The organism is Nitrospirota bacterium (assembly GCA_015233895.1).
Lineage (GTDB): Bacteria > Nitrospirota > Thermodesulfovibrionia > Thermodesulfovibrionales > Magnetobacteriaceae > Magnetomonas.
On sequence record JADFXG010000004.1, the window covers coordinates 45,677 to 62,236 of the forward strand.

The 16,560-nt window shown below is 42.9% G+C and carries 14 protein-coding genes and 1 pseudogene; 11 read left to right on the plus strand and 4 right to left on the minus strand.

The genetic code is table 11. The features are described 5' to 3' along the window. Positions 1-2: 2 nt before the first annotated feature. The 8 genes and pseudogenes from HQK88_04900 to HQK88_04935 all read left to right on the plus strand — a co-directional run bounded on the left by HQK88_04900 (position 3) and on the right by HQK88_04935 (position 7,038). A pseudogene (locus HQK88_04900) lies at positions 3-529 on the plus strand (4-vinyl reductase). A 6-nt stretch (positions 530-535) separates the two neighbouring features. Beyond that, positions 536-1,099: a HAMP domain-containing protein gene (locus HQK88_04905; GenBank protein MBF0616142.1), complete on the plus strand. Its 564-nt coding sequence runs from the start codon at positions 536-538 to the stop codon at positions 1,097-1,099. Between the two features lie 250 nt (positions 1,100-1,349). Beyond that, positions 1,350-2,465, plus strand: coding sequence for a two-component system response regulator (locus HQK88_04910; GenBank protein ID MBF0616143.1), 1,116 nt, complete (start codon positions 1,350-1,352; stop codon positions 2,463-2,465). 42 nt (positions 2,466-2,507) lie between these two features. Beyond that, positions 2,508-2,726: a hypothetical protein gene (locus HQK88_04915; protein ID MBF0616144.1), complete on the plus strand. Its 219-nt coding sequence runs from the start codon at positions 2,508-2,510 to the stop codon at positions 2,724-2,726. Between the two features lie 38 nt (positions 2,727-2,764). Continuing rightward, positions 2,765-4,366, plus strand: coding sequence for a glycosyltransferase family 2 protein (locus HQK88_04920; GenBank protein ID MBF0616145.1), 1,602 nt, complete (start codon positions 2,765-2,767; stop codon positions 4,364-4,366). A gap of 101 nt (positions 4,367-4,467) precedes the next feature. Next, a complete protein-coding gene (locus tag HQK88_04925; protein MBF0616146.1) occupies positions 4,468-5,631 on the plus strand; it encodes a type III PLP-dependent enzyme in 1,164 nt (387 codons plus the stop codon). A gap of 34 nt (positions 5,632-5,665) precedes the next feature. After that, a complete protein-coding gene (gene speE, locus HQK88_04930; GenBank protein MBF0616147.1) occupies positions 5,666-6,499 on the plus strand; it encodes a polyamine aminopropyltransferase in 834 nt (277 codons plus the stop codon). Between the two features lie 131 nt (positions 6,500-6,630). Then, positions 6,631-7,038 carry a DUF5618 family protein gene (locus HQK88_04935; protein MBF0616148.1) on the plus strand — a complete coding sequence of 136 codons (408 nt, stop codon included), beginning with the start codon at positions 6,631-6,633 and terminating at the stop codon, positions 7,036-7,038. A gap of 15 nt (positions 7,039-7,053) precedes the next feature. Here the strand turns inward: HQK88_04935 and HQK88_04940 are convergent, their stop codons facing one another. Further along, positions 7,054-8,316: an ATP-binding protein gene (locus tag HQK88_04940; protein ID MBF0616149.1), complete on the minus strand. Its 1,263-nt coding sequence runs from the start codon at positions 8,314-8,316 to the stop codon at positions 7,054-7,056. Between the two features lie 127 nt (positions 8,317-8,443). Between HQK88_04940 and HQK88_04945 the strand changes: the two genes are divergently transcribed. The 3 genes from HQK88_04945 to HQK88_04955 are packed head-to-tail and all read left to right on the plus strand — an operon-like array spanning position 8,444 to position 11,539. Then, positions 8,444-9,619: an efflux RND transporter periplasmic adaptor subunit gene (locus HQK88_04945; protein ID MBF0616150.1), complete on the plus strand. Its 1,176-nt coding sequence runs from the start codon at positions 8,444-8,446 to the stop codon at positions 9,617-9,619. Positions 9,620-9,622: 3 nt separating this feature from the next. After that, positions 9,623-10,303 (plus strand): ABC transporter ATP-binding protein, encoded by a 681-nt coding sequence (locus HQK88_04950; protein ID MBF0616151.1) that lies wholly within the window; start codon positions 9,623-9,625, stop codon positions 10,301-10,303. Positions 10,304-10,309: 6 nt separating this feature from the next. Beyond that, positions 10,310-11,539, plus strand: a complete 1,230-nt coding sequence (locus HQK88_04955; protein ID MBF0616152.1) for an ABC transporter permease — start codon at positions 10,310-10,312, stop codon at positions 11,537-11,539. Positions 11,540-11,819: 280 nt separating this feature from the next. On the opposite strand, the gene HQK88_04960 is transcribed toward HQK88_04955, so the two are convergent. From HQK88_04960 to HQK88_04970, 3 genes are read right to left on the minus strand one after another with little or no spacing between them, the layout of a single operon-like run. After that, positions 11,820-13,604, minus strand: a complete 1,785-nt coding sequence (locus HQK88_04960) for a 5'-nucleotidase C-terminal domain-containing protein (protein MBF0616153.1) — start codon at positions 13,602-13,604, stop codon at positions 11,820-11,822. Continuing rightward, positions 13,601-15,028 carry an NADH-quinone oxidoreductase subunit N gene (locus HQK88_04965; protein MBF0616154.1) on the minus strand — a complete coding sequence of 476 codons (1,428 nt, stop codon included), beginning with the start codon at positions 15,026-15,028 and terminating at the stop codon, positions 13,601-13,603. The genes HQK88_04960 and HQK88_04965 overlap by 4 nt, the downstream gene beginning before the upstream one ends. A 24-nt stretch (positions 15,029-15,052) precedes the next feature. Further along, positions 15,053-16,558 (minus strand): NADH-quinone oxidoreductase subunit M, encoded by a 1,506-nt coding sequence (locus tag HQK88_04970; GenBank protein MBF0616155.1) that lies wholly within the window; start codon positions 16,556-16,558, stop codon positions 15,053-15,055. Positions 16,559-16,560 lie beyond the last annotated feature (2 nt).

Below are 16,560 nucleotides of genomic sequence, written 5' to 3' on the forward strand. Positions count from 1 at the left end.
ATATGTTTAAAGAAGAAAGAGAAGAATCATTGTTTGATTGGGCAATGTTAGGAGACATTAATGGGGGGCGGCCAAATCTCGGTGCAAGTATGGATGTGGCGGTTTACCGGCTGATGCAGTTTACACTGAGAGACGTTATAATTCAGGAGTTTGACGTTAAAACCGCTGACCAACTTTTTTATAAGGCAGGGGAACTGGCCGGACGGGAACTCTTTAAGGCTGTTATCAAACAAAAGACTGATTTTAACTCATTTGTTAAGAGCTACAGGAACTTCTCGTTAAACTTAAGATAGGCGTCTTAAGAATAGAAGAGGCTGATATGAACAAGATGGAGTTTACTCTAACAGTTGCTGAGGACCTTGACTGCTCAGGACTTCCCGTGTGTGAGGAGACTATTTGTACCTATGATGAGGGTTTCATCAGCGGCCTCCTTCTTGAGTTTTCAGGCAAGAAGTTTGACGTAAAAGAGATTGACTGCTGGTGTTCCGGTGACAGGGTGTGCCGTTTTAAGGTTAAACCTGCGGCATAAAAGTAAATGTTACAAGTTAATGAAGATGACATAGATACGGTAACCGCCGCTTTTGCTGCGATTCTTAAAGGCAAAAAGCCAGAGACAATTGTGCTGCCTGATAACTACCCTGACAATGAAATCAGGCAGATGGCCGATTACATTAACAGGTTTATTGATGAGTATAATGAAGCAACTAACATGGCATATCATCTTGCAAGTGGAGAGATTAATTTTGAACCGCATATGGGAAAAACTCTGATAGCCCAATCTCTCAAAGGGCTGCAGGCAAGCCTGAAGCATCTGACATGGACAACAAAGCAAATTGCCAATGGGGATTTCGATCATAAGGTTGATTTTATGGGTGAGTTTTCAGAGGCATTTAATAGTATGGCAGAGCAGTTGGACAGTGCTTTTAAAGAAAGAATGCACACTATGGAGAAACTGCAAAGCCAGGTTATCGAACTTGCCAGAGCACAAAGAGCAATGTTAAACATTATGGAGGATTTTAAAGAAGCCAAAAAGGAGGCTGATACCAAATTGAGACCGTTGCAAAATTCCCAAAATGGGGGAAAAGTATTTCCCAATTAATACCGAGTAGCAGCCTAAAATATAATAATGATGAGATTACCACGTCGCTATCGCTCCTCGTAATGACGGATAGGTACGCCCACGCACAGCCCACGCCGTCATTGCGAACCCCCGCAGGGGGTGTGGCAATCTCATCCTTTTTCTATAACATTTTGTTATATTTTTGAACTCAACTTTGGTGTTATAATATTTTTGCAACGGTCTCAAATTAGCTTTAAAAAAGGTAAAATAGTAAGGGAGGACCATACAGATGGATACACCGGAATTTTCCAAACACCCAGTAGTGCTTGTTGTGGATGACACACCTGATAATCTCTCGCTGATGAGTGAGATGTTAAAGGACAAATATAAAGTTAAACTTGCCAACAATGGCGAGAAAGCCCTTAAAATAGCAGCTTCACCTAATCCTCCCGATATAATTCTCCTGGACATCATGATGCCGGTGATGGATGGCTATGAGGTGATGAAACGGCTGCGCGCTGAGCCCTCAACAAATGACATACCGGTGATATTTCTGACTGCAAAGTCAGAAATTGATGATGAGCGCTACGGCCTTGAACTGGGAGCTGTGGACTATATTACAAAGCCTGTCAGTCCGCCCATAGTGCTGGCGCGTCTAAAGACACATCTAACGCTGAAACTGGCTCGTGATTTCCTGAAAGACAATAATGAATATCTGCAGGCAGAGGTTAAACGGCGCACAGAGGCTATAGCTGCCGTTCAGGATGTCACCATAATGTCTCTTAGTTCACTGGCCGAGACCAGAGACAATGATACGGGAAACCACATCAGCCGCACACAAATGTACGTTACCGCTTTAGCAAGGTACTTAAAGGACCATCCGCGCTTTAGCAGTTCTTTAACTGAGGAAAACATTCAATTTATCAATAAAAGCGCCCCACTTCATGACATAGGCAAAGTGGGCATTCCTGATTCAATTTTATTAAAACCCGGTAAGCTTACCGATGAAGAGTATGAAGTAATGAAAAAACATGCTTCTTTAGGTAGAGGAGCAATAGAGAGGGCGGAAGTAAAATTAGGGATAGAAGTGGATTTTTTGAAATTTGCCAAAGAGATAGCATATTACCATCATGAAAAATGGGATGGCACCGGTTATCCAGAGGGGGTCTCAGCCGACGATATACCTGTGTGTGCGCGTCTTATGGCAGTTGCCGATGTGTATGATGCGTTAATTTCAAAAAGAGTCTATAAAACCGGAATGTCTCACGAAAAAGCACGGGAAATTATAACAAATGGAAAGAACACTCAATTTGACCCGGATGTTGTAGAAGCGTTTTTGGCTATAGAGGAGGAGTTTAAGGCTATTGCAGATAAGTTTAATGATTCAGAAGAACACGGTCATTAACTTATACTTCTTAAAATCAAAAAACAGGAAAGGATGGTAAAAATGGACGACCTTGAGAAATTAAAATCACTAATTCATCACTGGCGGCACCATAACGATGACCATGCGCACTCGTATCTGGACTGGGCAGAGAAGATGGCTGCCGCTGGGCGCGATGATCTCTATCACGTGCTTGTCAGGATTTTCACAGATGCCCGGAAAATAAATGAACTCTTTGATGAGGCGGCAAAAATTTTAGAGGCCGATACCCATTCGCATTAAGAAATATAATCTTTATGTTGTATTTCGTATAATATCGGATGGACAAGAAAATCGAACTCTTATATAAAATAAAACAAGCGCTATATGGAAGAGTGCTTAAGCCGCTTAAAAGAAAGTTGTTTCAGAAAAGGTCGCACACTTTCATAAAACGAAAGGACTATGAAAAATGGATTTACCGTAATGAGCCTCCGGTTAATAACACCAAAACCCAAAAGCTGTCAGAGTTTAAATACAAACCATTACTTGCCGTTGTCATTGTCTCAGGTTCTGCAAATGACTCAATCCGTTCACAAATAATGGAGTCGTATTCCAACTGTAATTTCTACCTCGTTACTGAAACCTCCGTAACCGATACGATACGCAAACTATCCGATGAGGATTACATATTGCATATCGGAGGGCATTGCACGTTAGCCCCCTCAGCATTAAATGCCTACATAGCAGTAATTAATGACACCCCTGATGTTGACTTCATATTTTCCGGCCATGATTATATAAGCCGTGAGAAAAACAGACGGTTTTGTCCTGTCTTTAAACCATCCTCTATGGAGTTTGAAACACTGTGCAGCTTTAATTATGTGGGAGATGTGTGGGTCATTCGGAGAGAGTTTTTACGCAGTTTTACACTTTCAGATGCCGGATGTTTAACTTATGCTGTGTCTCTTTATGTGTGCGCAATGAAAGGGCTGACTCGCCATCTGCCAAAGGTGCTCTATCATGTAATGGTAGAAAAGGAGGATGAAAGCACAATCAAATTTTCACACAACTGCAAGGATATTTTATCGGCTTATATTAAAACCACTACTAATATGGACTTTACCATCTCTGAGATCAACACTTATGGAATGTACCGGATTAATTACGTTTTAAAATCAACTCCGATTGTTTCCATCATAATTCCAAATAAGGATAACAGCGCACTTTTAAAAAAATGTATTGACTCAATTTACACAAAGAGCACCTACGGTAACTATGAAATTCTGATAGCCGAAAACGGCAGTGTTAACAACGAAACATTTTCACTATATGAAGAGCTTAAACAAAAGACAAACAGGTTAAAAGTCATAACTATTCCTGGAGCGTTTAACTACTCTGCTGTAAACAACCGTGCCGTGTTGGAATCTTGTGGAGAGGTTTTGATTTTTCTCAATAATGACACTGAAGTGATAACGCCCGGGTGGATTGAAAAGCTCCTGAGTGTTGCACAAAAACCCGGCACAGGCGCTATCGGTGCAAAACTATATTACTCTGACGGCACAATTCAACATGCCGGTGTGGTGTTGGGGTTTGGAGGTGTTGCCGGAGACCCGTATCAGGGCACAGACGGTAAATCTGACGGATATATGTATGCCCTCAGAATTGTCAGAAATGTATCTGCCGTAACCGGAGCATGTCTTATGGTAAGAAGAGAGCTATTTAACCGCATTAACGGCTTTGATGAAAACCTTTCTATCGCCTATAATGACGTTGACCTGTGTTTGAGGTTAAATGCCCTTGGGTTTAAGACAGTATGGACGCCTGAGTGTGAGCTCTATCACTATGAGTCTAAGAGCAGAGGCTATGAAATTACCAACGAAAAGAAACTCAGGCTTAAAAAAGAATCGGATATTTTTAACAATAAATGGCCATCCCCGTATTAAATTACTTTTTTGAATCCGTGTTTTTAATAAGCTTTTTTTGTTATAATTATCATCCAATTTTAAGTTGATTTAGACATTCAGAGAGAGAGGGTGTGTGCATAATGGTAAAAACATTTAAAATAAATGACTCAGTGGCAAAGCTTGTAGATAAGACAACGTTTTTGAAAACTCTCAACTACATTGACTCAGGCCAACTGAAAACACCGTATCTGGTTATTGACGGTGATAAACTAGCCAGAAACGCCGCCACTATCGGCAAAGGAATACAAAATAGCAAGGTGTTCTACGCCGTTAAGGCTAATCCCGCCCAGAATGTTTTGGATTTTCTAAACCACCAGGGCACAGGGTTTGAAATATCATCAATGGGTGAATTAAACGTGTTAGCCGCTCTTAAAATTGCCCCGGAGAGGATAATATCAAGTAATCCGGTTAAAATTCCTGATTTTATAACAACCGCCTATAACTATGGCATACGGATGTTTTCGCTGGATTCAACTGTTGAGGTTAAAAAAATATCAGCCCTTGCTCCGGGAAGCAGTGTGTATGTGCGGCTTTCCGTACCAAATGAGGGCAGTGAGTGGCCGTTAAGTAAAAAGTTTGGGGTAGAAATTGACGATGCGGTATCACTAATCCTAATGTCTAAGGATTATGGTTTAAACCCTGTGGGGGTCACCTTTCATGTGGGCTCACAGTGTAACAACGTGTATAACTGGAACATTGCGGTGGATAAGGCGGGGCTTGTTTTTGACATGGCAGCCCGTGCCGGGGTAACTCTGAGTGTGCTTAACATTGGCGGAGGGTATCCGATAAAATATACAAGGGATGTACCTGGGGTTCAGGTAATTGAGCAAAACATTAATAAACTAATCGCACAAAGATTTGGCGAAACTATAGAGGTTCATCTTGAGCCAGGGCGCTCTATGGTTGGGGATGCAGGCATTATGGTGTCAAGGGTTACAGGTAAGGCAGACAGGCTTAATGAGAAATGGCTCTACATTGATGTCGGAGTGTTTAACGGGCTTATGGAGAGCATCGGTGGAATTAAGTACAGCTACATTGTTGAAACCACCACACACACAGCCGCTAAACAGAACTGGGTGCTTGCCGGGCCCAGTTGTGACAGCTTTGATGTCATAGATAAAAACGTGTATCTGAATGAGCCCGAACCCGGTGATATGGTTCTTATTCTTTCCGGTGGGGCCTATACAATTTCCTACGCATCGGAGTTTAACGGCTGTGCCATTCCTCACACTGTAATCGTATAAAACGTTTAAAAAGATAAAAGGAGGCAATATTAAAATGATAAAATTTATCGAACAAGAACCATACTCACCAATTGCACACACGTATGAGGTGGAGAAAATCCTGCACAAAGAAAAGAGTAAGTTTCAGGAATTAACGGTAATACAAAATCCATTTTTCGGGCGGATGCTTTTGTTGGACGGCATTGTGCAGATAACAGACAGGGACGAGTTATTTTATCATGAGATTCTTACCCAAATCGTTATGCACGCTCATCCGGAGCCAAAGCGGGTAGTTGTAATAGGGGGCGGAGATGGCGGTGTAGTAAAAGAGGTACTTAAACACAAGAGCGTGGAAAAAGTCTATTTTGTAGAGATAGATGAGGCAGTTATCAGAGTTTCACGGGAGTTTTTCCCGTCGGTTTCAGAAAAGGTGGATGATCCAAAGGTAGAGATAAAGGTCATGGATGGCGCCGAGTTTGTCAGAAGTGTTAAAAACATAGACATAACGATAGTTGACTCCACAGACGTCATTGGTTTTGCGCGAACACTGTTTACAAAAGAGTTTTTTGACAACGTGAAAAACTCAATGAATTCCAACGGGATGTTCGTAACGCACACGGAATCGCTTCACTTTCACAAAGACATTGTAATCGAGATGCAGGAAAATCTTAAAAGAGTTTTCCCAGTGGTAGATCTCTATACCCAGTGCATAGCAACGTATCCCGGCAACTGGTGGACTTTTGCGGTTGCTACAAACGGCCTTGATGCGCGTGTGATGAGACAGCCTTTTGAAATAGAAACTAAATACTATGACGATGAAATCCACGAGCGCCTGTTTGTGACAAAAAAGTTCTATAAAAAGTTAATCAACAGAGAACTTCAGTGGTAGGCTGTTTGTCGGGTGGCCGATTCTTTCCGTTATAGACAAAACCGCAAGTCTGTTGATATACTTTTATTATGGAGACCGCAAAGAGAGATTTAGACTTAACTACAATCATCAACATAGAAGGGCTTTAAACAGTGGCACGGCAACCTAAAACGCAAACGCAAGGAGAGGCTTTCAGGTATTTAGCCAATGCACGGGATATCTTAAAGCACTCAAAGATAGAAGATGATATTTATCTGGATAAAAAACCGGTGCGAGAGGCTTTTGGAACGGCTTATTTAGCAGTATTGGAGGCTATTAATGAGGCGTTAATTGAAAAAGGGCTCACTCAAAAAGAATTGCCAAAATCTGTGGACGGTTACAGGGCTGCCTTAAAGAAGTTTATATCCGTACATAACGGGAAACTTATCAGAGAGTTTGAGTTTCTATATGAAACATTACATATCGGCGGTTATTACAGAGGCCTTATTTACGGAGTGGATTTAGTAAAGGATTCTTTTAAACATACTGAGAGCTTTATAAACAAACTCGTTGTCCACTAAAACCGAAGCAATATATTAATTCTCTATTCCAAAGAAAAAGCCAAATGGCATCGCAATAGTTTGTTTGTCAATAGCGACAAGCTCTGTTCCAGGATATAACAAAACTGATATGACATGCCTTCCCTTAAGGTCTTTTGCACATTCCTTAAGGGCTGCCATGTCTGAGTTATCAAGCTTGTGGGACCATTTTACCTCTATGGCAACAATCCTCTGTCCGTGTTCAATAAGAAAGTCAACCTCGCCGCCGGTATAGGTACGCCAGTAATAAAGCTGATACCGCATATCTCCAAAAGTTATAAGCTTTCTCAACTCAGAGGCCGCCCATGTCTCAACCAATGCTCCTACCCTGCCCTGACGCTCAAGTGTCTCCCAGTCCTCCACTGCACAAAGATGACAGGCCATGCTGCTGTCGCTGAAATACATTTTTGGCATTTTTATAAGCCTTTTACCGATATTTACAAAATACGGCCGGATAAAATATATCTGGTAGGTGGTCTCAAGAAGGCCTAGATATCGTCTGAGTGTGCTTAACGATAATCCCATTTCCCTTGATATCTCAGAGAAATTGATAATTTGTCCTGTCCTAAATGAAAGGAGACTTAATAACCTGTTAAAGTCAGGCAGATGTTCGATGGCTGTTATATCCCTTATGTCTCGTTCAATATAGGTCTGTCTGTAAGAGTCAAACCACCGCCTGCGGGCTCTGGTTGAGGCCATTTGTGAAGGGGTTGGATAACCGCCTGCAAGTATTAGCTGTTCAATGTCTTTCCTTCTGTCTGGGAATGTGTACTGTTTCCATTGTTTTAACAGCGTAACTGCATCCTCCGCTGCAAAAAGCTCTCCAACGATTGTTGGAGGTTTCTTATTCGTTATCTCCGACCACATGAAAGGATGAAGCTCATGGAGCGCCACCCTGCCGGCAAGCGTCTCTGATACCTTTGCAAGAGTCATCAGGTTAGCAGAACCGGTTAGAAGGTATTGTCCTGGCTTTTGGTTTTTGTCAACAACGCTCTTTATTGCACGCATGAGGTCAGGCGCCCTTTGTACCTCATCAATTATTGTTGGCACAGGTGTTGCGTTTATAAATCCGTCAGGGTCATTAAGTGCAGCATCAAGGGTAACACGTGTATCAAGAGTAAGGTAGCGAGCATCCCAATCCTTGCCGGATAGTAACTGTGCAAGAGTGGATTTACCGACCTGTCTTGCCCCGGTAAGCAAAACGACAGGAAAATTCTGCAGTGAATCAATTATATCGGATGTTAGATGACGCTCTTTCATGCTTACAATTTAACCATTAGATGGTTAAATTGTCAAGATGGAAAAATAACCGCGACTCATACCACAGGAGCCTCTGCAATGTGCCGTTCTATATCTGGTTTTGGACAAAATATGATACAATAATACCGTGAAAAAACTTATTATTGCCTCCGTAGCTTTGGCATTGCTGACTGTTGTACTTTATTTTTTCTTTATTGCTAAAAAAAACGATAAGCCAAATTACCGCACCGAAAAGATTGAAATGGGCGAAATAGTGTCAGCAATTACGGCAACCGGCGTGGTTAATCCCGTGACCACAATTTCAGTAGGCACGCAGGTTTCAGGCACCATCAAAGAGATATTAGTTGATTATAACTCTCTTGTTAAGAAAGGACAGTTGATTGCACGTATTGATCCAGACACATTTCAGGCTCAGGTTAACCAGGCTCAGGCTAATTTAAAGCTTGCTCATGCGAATCTCAAAAAGTCAAAAGCCTCGTTAAACGATGCCCAAAAAGGTATGAAACGAAACAAAGAGCTTTTTGACAAAAAATTTATATCTCAAAGCGATATGGACACATCTGAGACAAATTATCTGACGGCCTCTGCCACTGTTGACGCCTCAGTTGCACAGGTAGAGCAGGCTCAGGCAGCCCTTGTACAGTCGGAAAGCAACCTAAAGTACACATACATTTACTCTCCGGTTGACGGTATTGTGATCTCAAAGTCAGTGGATGTAGGACAAACTGTAGCCGCAAGTTTTCAAACCCCTACCCTTTTTAGCATAGCCGGAGATTTAACTAAAATGCAGATTGATACAAATGTAGTTGAAGCCGACATTGGCAAAGCGGCTAAGGGCCAGCCGGTAGAATTTACCGTGGATGCCTACCCGGAAATTACCTTTAAGGGCGTTGTAACACAGGTTAGAAATGCTGCTGTTACGGTCTCTAATGTTGTTACTTACGACGTTGTGGTAAAGGTGGATAATTCGGAGCTTAAGCTAAAGCCCGGAATGACTGCAAACGCCACAATCATAGTCAGTAAAAAGTCTGACATACTGAAAGTTCCAAACAGTGCTCTCAGATTTCAGCCCTTATTGCTGTCCAAAAAAACTGACTCCAAAGGCGCCTCCGTTTGGATTTTAAAGGGAGAAACACCGCAACGTATAGCTGTTACAAAGGGAGAGAGCGATGGTAATTTCACAGAAGTAATCTCCTCTCAGATTACCCCCGGGATGCCGGTAATTGTTGAATCTAAAACCTCTTCAAACACTTTAAAACCACCAGCGGGCAGACCGCAACCCCACGGAGCCAAACTCTTTTAACTCATGATTGAAACCACAGATATTACAAAGGTTTACAGGATGGGGGATGTTGACGTTGCTGCTTTAAGCGGGATCTCGTTAACTATTAAAAGCGGGGAGTTTACATTCCTTATGGGACCCTCCGGTTCAGGTAAAACCACGGCCATGAATCTCCTTGGCTGTCTTGATAAACCCACCTCCGGCAAGTATTTTCTGGACGGAGTGGATGTTGGCACTCTCAACAGGGACAGACTTTCAAAGTTAAGAAATGAAAAAATAGGTTTTGTGTTTCAGGGGTTTAACTTATTGCCGCGCACCACAGCTGTTGAAAACGTTGAGCTACCCCTTCTTTACATGGGAATACATCAAAAGGAAAGACGGAACAGGGCAATGGCTGCCCTTGAACGCGTAGGGCTAAGTGACAGAGCGCACCATCAGCCAAATCAACTCTCCGGAGGACAACAACAGCGGGTAGCCATAGCAAGAGCACTGGTTAACAACGCCCGTCTAATCCTTGCCGATGAGCCAACCGGAAATCTTGACACTAAGACCAGCGCCGAGGTTCTGAAACTATTTACGTCACTCAATGAGGACTCAGGAATTACAATTGTCGTAGTCACACATGAGCCGGATATTGCCGCCTACGGGAAACGCATTATAAGATTTCTTGACGGCAGGATTTTAAGTGATGAGAGTAAAAACTAAGACATAATGATGAATTTATCTTCTACACTCACAACAGCACTGCGAGCGCTCAGAGTCAACAAAATGCGCTCTGTACTAACCATGCTTGGAATAGTAATCGGTGTGTGCGCAGTAATTGTTATGATAGCCGTAGGAACTGGCGCACGTATGCAGCTTGAGGAACAGAATCGCGCCATGGGGAGCAATCAACTATTGGTGCTGCCCGGCTCAAGCACATCTGGTGGTGTAAGAATGGGCGGCTCCTCCATGAACACCCTGACACTTAGCGATGCTGAGGCGATAAGAAAGGAATGCTCTGCAGTTGAACTTGTAGCGCCTGTGTATGGCGGCGTGGCTCAAGCCGTGTTTAATAACTACAACTGGGCAACTTCTATAACAGGCACAACGCCGGACATGTTTGAAATCAGAGAGTGGAACCTTTCCTCAGGAAAATATTTTACAGCACAGGATGTAAACGCTGCATCAAAAGTATGTATTGTGGGGCAGACTGTGGTAGAAAACCTCTTTGGCGGCTCAGACCCTGCTGGTCAGGCCATAAGAATAAAGAACCTTCCATTTAAAGTAACAGGGGTACTTAGCAGGAAAGGACCGTCTCCTATGGGTCAGGACCAGGACGACACAATATTTGTACCCATCACAACTGCTCAGAAAAAACTCTTTGGTACTCAACTGCCAGGGCTTGTTAAGGTGATTATCGTTAAAGCCAGAAGTCTTGAGGAAATGCAAACTGCCGAGGCACAAATCAGAGACCTTCTTAGACAAAGGCACCATTTAAGAGGGACTCAGGAGGACGATTTCTCGGTAAGAAATATCACTCAGATAATGCAGGCTGCCGAGGAATCCTCTAAGATGATGTCCGTCTTGCTTGGCTCTATAGCCTCAGTGTCCTTGATGGTTGGAGGCATTGGAATTATGAATATAATGCTTGTGTCAGTTACCGAACGAACCCGTGAAATTGGAATACGAATGGCCGTGGGGGCACAGGTGTGGGATATCCGGCTCCAGTTTATCACAGAGGCCATTGTGCTTTCGTTAGCTGGGGGAATTACCGGAATTGCCGCAGGAATTGCCGGAGCTCACATTCTTTCTGGTTTTGCAGGCTGGAAAACTATTATAACTCTGTACTCGCTGGCAATATCTCTGGGATTTTCCGGCCTTATCGGCGTGTTTTTCGGTTTCTATCCGGCATACAGAGCATCTGAGCTAAACCCCATAGATGCTTTAAGGTATGAGTGATACCAAGCTGAGACCGTTGCAAAAATATTATAACACCAAAGTTGAGTTCAAAAATATAACAAAATGTTATAGAAAAAGGATGAGATTGCCACACCCCCTGCGGGGGTTCGCAATGACGGCGTGGGCTGTGCGTGGGCGTACCTATCCGTCATTACGAGGAGCGATAGCGACGTGGTAATCTCATCATTATTATATTTTAGGCTGCTACTCGGTATTAATTGGGAAATACTTTTCCCACATTTTGGGAATTTTGCAACGGTCTCAAGCTGTATTCTATCGCCTAACGTACGTTAGCTTTAACATGGTTACTTATTTCTTTTAGTGACTTTGCATACTCAATAAAAGTTTCGCTGTCAGTAAACCCCGTGTCGGTGCTGTAGGAGGAGACATTTAGCAGGCTAACCATTTTACCGTCACGTTTAACCTTAAAGTTATCACCGCCTGTAGCAAGATAGTTGCTGGTTACTATGCGGTATGTTTTGTCCATTTCCATGACCTGCTTTTTAGAGCCATTTGACGGCAGAATTTCAATATCGGATATTCGCTGTCCCTCCGGTTTTTGTTCATTGATGTTAAAAGTAACACCTGAAACATACATAAAGGGCTGTGCCCTCGACTTATCAACGTTAAAGCTTGTCATAGACTCAAGAGCATCTTTTAAATCTCTCCCCAAAACGTTCATTACGTATAAGGTGTTATTAAAGGGCATGACAGTATAAACATCCCCGATTGTGATATTGCCTTTTATAAAACCAGCGCGCACGCCACCAGCGTTAACAATTGAAAGCTGTGTGTTCAGATTTTTAGTTGTGTACAAAAAACTATCAGCTATAATGACTCCAGGCCCCTTGTTGCGTCCCCGCGGCATATTTTCTAAAGCAACAGCTACAACTTCTTCGCTAAGTGACTCAAGCGGTTTTTTGTATGTATCAAGCAGCTTCTTTGCCGATTCATCCTCAGGAAACTCTGAAAACTTTGTCACTCTTAATTTATTATTAATCTCAGCCTTAAACTTATCAAAAGATTCCATATATGGTTTTTCATCATTAGCCGGACTTAGAAGCATCACAGGCTCTGGTTCGTAGCCAATGACCTCTCCGGTATTATTAAAAAACACCTTTATAAACCCAAGCTCCTTTGCATACTCCCAACTCTGAAGTACAAGCACCAGATTACCATCTTTGCCTCTGACCTCCTTAGGATAGCGATCATGCGGCCAAAAACCATAGCTCATAAGGTCATCATCGCCTAAGAGCGTGTGCGAGTGGCCACCAATTATCAGATCAACTCCGGAGATTTTTTTGGCAAGCTCTAAGTCCACATCATAACCCACGTGTGTAAGCAAAATTATTATATTTATCCCCTGAGCTTTTAACTCGGTAACGTAATGCTCAGCCACTTTGAATGGGTCACTGAAAGTAATCTTACCACCCGGGCTTGAAATGCGGGGTGTTTCCTGAGTAGTTAATCCAATTACTCCAACTTTACGTCCGCCAATTTCAAATATTTTGTATGGCTCAATAAGGCCTGCTAACGCATCTTCGCTGCCTGTATCCGTATTGGCTGACAGTACAGAAATGGAGGAACTGCCATCAGATTTTAATGATCTCAGAAAATCCGCTAGCACAGGCGGGCCTCTGTCAAACTCATGATTTCCCAGTGTGACAGCGTTTAGTCCCATTAAGTGAAAAAAGGCGCTGTCGGCAGCCCCCAGATATTTAGTAAAGTACAGGGTGCCGGTAAAGACGTCCCCAGCATGTAAAAAAAGAAAATTAGCATGTTTTTTTCTTAAATCCCCTATAGCGCTGGCAAGGCGGGTAAAACCGCCAAGAGCAGCCACAAGCTCTGACCTGTTATATTTAATCGTCACCTTTGTCTGTTCAAGGTGAGCATGGGTGTCGTTTATGTGGGCAATGGAAATACTGTAGGCCTCTATCGGAGAGACAACCGGTACTGCGCTTTGCTTTGTAACAGTGGCGCATGACAGGGTTATAATTAAAACGGAGAGTGATAGAGCCAAAAAACGTTTAACCGGAGATTTTTTCAAACCGGTTAAAAACTTCATTGTAAAATCAGTGATGCTTTAGCAAATTCAATGAATTTGCCGGGGAAAACTCCTATTACAATAACCATGACAACTGAAATAGCAAGCGCCACTTTCAGATACAGAGAATCAGAAACCGGAGTTTCAACCTCAGGGTCTTTCATGTACATATACATAACAACCCGCAGATAGAAAAACGCTGAGATTACACTTATTAACACACCGGCTACCGCAAGCGTTAACTGACCGCTATGAATTAGTGCGGTAAAGATATAGAATTTTCCAATAAATCCTGCAGTTGGGGGAATGCCAGTAAGTGAAAACATAAATATCATCATAAGAAATGCTGCCAATGGATGAGTTTTAGCAAGTCCCAGATAATCCTTTAACTCATCGCCTGCAAAGTCTTCTGTTCTTAACATGATAACAACGGCAAATGCCCCCACGTTCATAAACATATAAATGAGCATGTAGTTCATGGCAGCAGTGAGGCCGTCTCCATCAGCGCTCAGTATGCCCAACAGTGCGTACCCGGCATGGGCAATTGAGGAGTAAGCCAGCATTCGCTTAATGTTGGTTTGTGATATTGCCAGGACATTGCCTGTAATCATGGTGGCAACAGAAATCGGAATCAGAAGCTTTACCCATTCAACATGCAGACCGAATATGGCTACGAAAAATATCTTGCCGATAATTGCAAAGCCAGCCGCCTTTGGCCCAACCGACATAAAAGCGGTGACACTCGTTGGCGCCCCCTCATACACATCAGGGCTCCACATGTGAAACGGAACTGCCGCTATCTTAAATCCAACTGCAGTAACAAACAGTGCCACAGAAAACAAAAGAAGCGGTTTCAGAGCTGCATCAGCTCCCATTACAGCCACTGCGTTTGCGATCTTATTAAAATCCGTACTGCCTGTTGAGCCATAGAGGAGTGAAATTGCATAGAGCAGAATTGCAGTGGAAAATGCTCCCAGTAAGAAATACTTTATCGCAGACTCTGTGGACTTTATGTTGTTTCTTAAAAATCCGCATAAGACATATATACTTAGTGACATAAGCTCAAGCCCCAGATACAACACTATCAGGTTTCCGGCTGAGGCCATAGTCATCATCCCAACTGTGGCAAACACAAGCAGTGCATAGTACTCGCCATGGAGAGCTCTCTCAGTTTCAAGATACTTGACAGAAATCAAAGTCGAAAGAAGCAGATTAATTATAAAGACGGTTTTAAAAAAATTACTATAATGATCCGCTATAAACATGCCATCGAATAAAACCCCATGCGAGCCCTTAATAAAGTAGAAAGCTAAAATCGCACCAATTAGCGTTACAATCGCAAGCATCTCCTTCTTTTTGCTGATAACATCCAGCATAATCAGTATAAGACCAAGCGCTATTAAAATGAGCTCCGGAGCCATAGGCCGTAAATTAGCTAATGTCATCTTATCTCCACCCTCCCCTGCCCATCAATGAACCACCGCAACGTTCAGCACTGCCTTTAAACTGTCAGCACTGACACGAACTATCAATTTGCCTACACTTACATCCATAAAACTTAAAAATGCGTTTGGATAAAACCCTATCCAAAAAACTAGTACTATTAGCGGCAGCAGAGTGACTATCTCTCGCAGGCTTAAATCCTTTAGCCCCTTGATACCTTCATTAACACCAGTAAAAAATATCTTTTGATACAGGTTAAGCATATACACAGCCCCTATTATAATTCCTGTTGCTGCAAAAACGCCTGCCGTTTTATTAGCGGTAAATCCGCCCAAAATAATCAGAAACTCCCCGACAAAACCGTTAGTGCCCGGAAGCCCAATCGCTGCAAGTGTAAACAGCATGAAAAAAGCGGCAAATACGGGCATAACATCAGCTAAGCCCCCGTAATCGGAAATCTGCCGGGTGTGAGTTCTCTCATAGACCATGCCTACGGCAAGGAACATGGCGCCTGTCACGACACCGTGGTTAATCATCTGAAGTATCCCGCCCTGTATGCCCTGAGAGTTCAGCGCAAAAATACCAAGCGTTACAAATCCCATGTGGCTGACCGAACTATAGGCAATCAGGCGCTTTAGGTCGGTCTGGCTAAAGCAGATGATTCCTCCATAAATTATTGCTATAACAGAAAGGATTGTCATAAAAGGCGCAATAGCCCTTGAGGCATCAGGAAACAACGGCAGTGAAAACCGCAGGAATCCGTAAGCGCCCATTTTTATGAGTATCGCTGCAAGAAACACGCTTCCTGCCGCAGGGGCCTCCGTATGGGCATCAGGCAGCCACGTATGCACTGGAAACATCGGCACTTTTACGGCAAACGCTGCAAAGAATGCCCAAAACAGCACTATCTGCATCTTATATGGAAGGGCCATACCCATAAGTTTTACAATGTCAAAAGTCCCCGTATGCAGATACAGGGCAATGATAGCAACAAGCATAAGCACGCTGCCAATTAACGTATAAAGGAAAAACTTTATAGCCGCATAAATCCTCTTAGGCCCTCCCCACACCCCGATTATCAGATACATCGGTATCAGCATGGCCTCCCAGAAAATATAAAACAAAAACATATCCAGGGAGCAAAACACGCCTATCATAAACCCTTCTACCAAAAGCAGTGAAATATAAAACTCCTTGACCTTATCCTTTATCGCATTCCATGACACCAGAGTGCAAAGAATCGCCGTAAGAGTTGACAAGAGCACCATAAGAATACTTATGCCGTCTACCCCCACGTAGTAACTAATATCAAAGGTAGGTATCCACTTATAATGCTCAACAAACTGCATAGAGGAGGCGGCTTTGTCAAATTTTATAAACAGTGGTAAAGAAAGTAGAAAATCCAGCACGGTAACCAAAAGAGCAATGCCCTTTATCGCCGCCTTATTTTCTCGTCCTATGACAAACAGAAAAAGCCCGCCAAACACAGGTAAAAATATTATCGCACTTAACAGGGAGTGGCTATAGTCCATTT